This is a genomic window from Amycolatopsis sp. NPDC114484 (assembly GCF_055633755.1).
Map to the genome: position 1 here is coordinate 1 of NZ_JBVKDQ010000059.1, position 3,324 is coordinate 3,324.

At 71.2% G+C, this 3,324-nt stretch carries 5 protein-coding genes; all 5 read left to right on the forward strand.

The window, feature by feature from the left end; translation table 11 throughout:
* Window positions 1-95: 95 nt before the first annotated feature.
* The 5 genes from rpmG (at window position 96) to ACZ7SW_RS46755 (ending at window position 3,267) form a co-directional block, all read left to right on the forward strand.
* On the forward strand, window positions 96-263 hold the full coding sequence (gene rpmG / locus ACZ7SW_RS46735) for a 50S ribosomal protein L33 (protein ID WP_470236832.1): 168 nt from the start codon (window positions 96-98) through the stop codon (window positions 261-263).
* Window positions 263-568 (forward strand): 30S ribosomal protein S14, encoded by a 306-nt coding sequence (rpsN, locus tag ACZ7SW_RS46740; protein WP_470236833.1) that lies wholly within the window; start codon window positions 263-265, stop codon window positions 566-568. The genes rpmG and rpsN overlap by 1 nt, the downstream gene beginning before the upstream one ends.
* Window positions 565-810: a 30S ribosomal protein S18 gene (gene rpsR / locus ACZ7SW_RS46745; protein WP_470236834.1), complete on the forward strand. Its 246-nt coding sequence runs from the start codon at window positions 565-567 to the stop codon at window positions 808-810. The genes rpsN and rpsR overlap by 4 nt, the downstream gene beginning before the upstream one ends.
* Before the next feature lie 94 nt (window positions 811-904).
* The gene (locus ACZ7SW_RS46750; RefSeq protein ID WP_470236835.1) at window positions 905-1,966 is read left to right on the forward strand and encodes an AAA family ATPase; all 1,062 of its coding nucleotides are present in this window, start codon (window positions 905-907) and stop codon (window positions 1,964-1,966) included.
* The gene (locus tag ACZ7SW_RS46755; protein ID WP_470236836.1) at window positions 1,963-3,267 is read left to right on the forward strand and encodes a DUF2201 family putative metallopeptidase; all 1,305 of its coding nucleotides are present in this window, start codon (window positions 1,963-1,965) and stop codon (window positions 3,265-3,267) included. Before ACZ7SW_RS46750 ends, ACZ7SW_RS46755 begins: the two co-directional genes overlap by 4 nt.
* Window positions 3,268-3,324 lie beyond the last annotated feature (57 nt).

The window sequence follows — 3,324 nt, forward strand, 5'->3', positions numbered from 1 at the left end:
GTCATCGCTGAGGATCAGCTCGACCTTGGACCGTCCACGACCCGCCATCACCGCATCCTACAATTAGATAGCGGACTTCAGGCGCAGGACACTAGATGGCGAAAAGCACCGACATCCGGCCGGTCGTCAAACTGCGGTCGACCGCGGGCACCGGCTACACGTACGTGACGAAGAAGAACCGCCGCAACGATCCGGACCGGATGGTGCTGCGCAAATACGACCCGGTGGCGCGCAAGCACGTCGAATTCAAGGAAGAACGCTGATGGCGAAGAAGTCGAAAATCGCGAAGAACGAGCAGCGGAAGGTGATCGCCGCGCGGTATGTCGAACGACGGCGCGCGCTCAAGGCGGTGATCGCGTCGCCGTCCGCTTCGGCTGACGAGAAGGCCGACGCGGTCGTCGCGCTGCAGCGCATGCCGCGCGACGCCAGCCGCACGCGGATCCGCAACCGCGACACCGCCGACGGCCGTCCGCGCGGATACCTGCGGAAGTTCGGGCTGTCGCGGGTGCGCATGCGGCAGATGGCGCACAACGGGGAACTGCCCGGCGTGTCGAAGTCGAGCTGGTGAGCGCCGTGCCCAAACCGGACCGGACGCCGCGGCGGCGTCCCAATCCCTTCCACGCGGCCGGAATCACCAGGGTGGACTGGAAAGACGTCGACCTGCTGCGGAAATTCATCTCCGACCGGGGCAAGATCCGGGCCCGCCGGGTGACCGGATTGACGCCGCAGCAACAGAAACAGGTGGCGACCGCGATCAAGAACGCGCGGGAGATGGCGCTGCTGCCGTATCCGACGGCGGCGCGGGGCTGAAAAACCGGATGCGGGCAGCGGGCACGGCGCGCGATCATAGCGGTACGAAACGGGCGTCGCACGAGGATGTCCTCACATCGGAAAGGTCCGCGTTGTGCACGCCCAGATCGCTGTCACGCCTGCCCAGCTGCCCGACATCCTGCTCACCACGGCCGTCGTCCGGCCGGTCTTTCTCTGGGGCGCGCCCGGGATCGGGAAGTCGTCGCTGGTCCGGGAATTCGCGGCGGCGCTCGGTCTTGAGTGCGTCTCGCTGCTCGGCACCCAGCTCGCGCCCGAGGACCTGATCGGCGTGCCGCAGATCGCCGACGGCCGCAGCCGGTTCTGCCCGCCCGAGCAGATCGCCCGCGACGAGCCGTACTGCCTGTTCCTGGACGAGCTGAACGCCGCGTCGCCGGACGTGCAGAAGGCGTTCTATTCGCTGATCCTCGACCGCCGGATCGGCTCCTGCGAGCTGCCGCCCGGTTCGGTGGTGATCGGCGCCGGAAACCGCGCCGCCGACCAGGCGCTCGCCCGGCCGATGGCGTCGGCGCTGGTGAACCGGCTGGTCCACCTCCACCTGCGCGCGTCGGCGGGCGACTGGCTCGCCTGGGCGGCCGGCAACGGCATCCATCCGGCGGTGGTCGGATACCTGGCCCAGCGCCCGGACCACCTGTGGAGCCAGCCGCCGAAGACCGAGGAGCCGTTCTCCACGCCGAGGTCCTGGCACATGCTGTCCGACCTGCTGCACTCGGCGGGCGATCCGCTCGACGACGAGACCGTCGGGCTGCTCGCGTACGCCACGCTCACCCCGCAGCACGCGGGCGCGTTCCGGTCCTATCTCAAGGTCGCGCGGCACGCCTTCGACCTGGAAGCGATCCTCAAGGGCGACGCGCGCTGGCCCGCCGAACCGGGCGAGCGCGACCTGCTCTACTTCCTCGCCGAGACGTTCCGCGTCCGGCTGGCCCGCGACCTGCCCGCGGACAAGCGGCACGCGTCGGCGGCGGTGCGGCAGTTCGCGTTCCGCGCGAAGAGCCTGCTGGTCGAACTGGCGGAGATCTCGCTGGAGATGGCGCAGCTGGTGATCGCGGACGACGAGGCGGGCAACCCGCGCCTGCCGTCCTGGTTCCTGGTCGAAGCCGCGCGCGACCTGCCGCGTTTGGTGGCGGCCCGGGCATGAGCGGCGTCCGTCCCGACGCTCGCCTGCGCGAACGCCGGAACAAGGCGATCGACGCGGGCTGGGCGCTGGTCCGCGAGAACACCGTCCTCAACCGGCTCGCGGGCGGCGCGAGCCTGGACCGCGCCAGCCTGACCGGACCCGAAGCCTGGGCGGTCGTCTCCGGCGACGGCCTGATCACGGCGAACCGCGCCCGCGACGCCGGGCCCGCCGAATGGGAGTGGGTGTTCGCGCATCTGCTGCTGCACCTCGGCCTCGGCCACCTGGACGAGGAGCAGCTCGCCGAGGCGGACGCGATCACCGCCGACCGGGGCGTGGACGCGAGCTACAGCGCGGCGTGCTGCGTCGCTGTGCACCGCTTCGCGGAGGCGGTGCGGGTCGGCATTCCGCTGACGCTCGTGCCCGAACTTCCGGGCACGGGCGAGCTTTCCCTTGCCCGCGCTTGGCGCGAGACCGGCGTTCCGGAGGTCTTCCGTTCGCTGGGCACCGGCGGCGACCGGCCGTGCCTCGCGCTCGCGGAGCCGCCGAGCCGGTGGCACGTGCAGTACCACGGCAAGGCCAAGCCGTGGACCGAACGGTTCGCGCGCGGGCTGATCGCCTCGGCCACCGAGGCGATGGAGCAGGCCGCCGACGCGCGCGGCCAGACCCGGCACCGGCGGAGCCTGGGGGAGTGGGACCGCGCGCTGGGCTGGTTCGCGTCGTCGTTCCCGCTGCTCGGTGCGGTGGCCGCCGGGTTCACCCTGGTCGTCGATCCCGAAGTGGTCCGCGCCTGGGACATCGCGGTCGCGGCTGTCGATGCCGAGCACGGCGAGATCTACGTCAACCCGAACGCCGCGCTGACCGCCGAGGAATGGCGGTTCGTGCTCGCCCACGAGATGCTGCACGCCGCGCTCCGGCACGACCGCCGTGCGCTCGGCCGCGACCCGTACCTGTGGAACGTCGCGTGCGACTACGTGATCAACGGCTGGCTGGTCGCCCTCGGCGTCGGCGAGCTGCCCGGCGACGGACTGCACGATCCGCAGCTGGCCGCGCTGTCCGCGGAATCGGTGTACGACACGCTGACCACCGACCTTCGCCGCGCCCGCAAGCTGCACACGCTGGGCGGGCGCGAGGCCGGCGACGTCCTGGGCGACTGGCTGTCCGAGCCGGAGGCCGCCGCCCGCCGCTCCTCGCGCCGGGCGGAACCCAAGCCGCTCCCGTGGCGCGCCAGCGACCGGACCGCCGGCGTCGACCTGGACGAGTTCTACCGCCGTGCGCTCAGCCAAGCTTGGGGTCATGGGGTTGTTGCAACACCGCTTTGTTGAAGGGGTGGGGTTGTGGCGCGGGTGTTTCAGTGGTTGCCGCGGTGGGTGCAGGTGGAG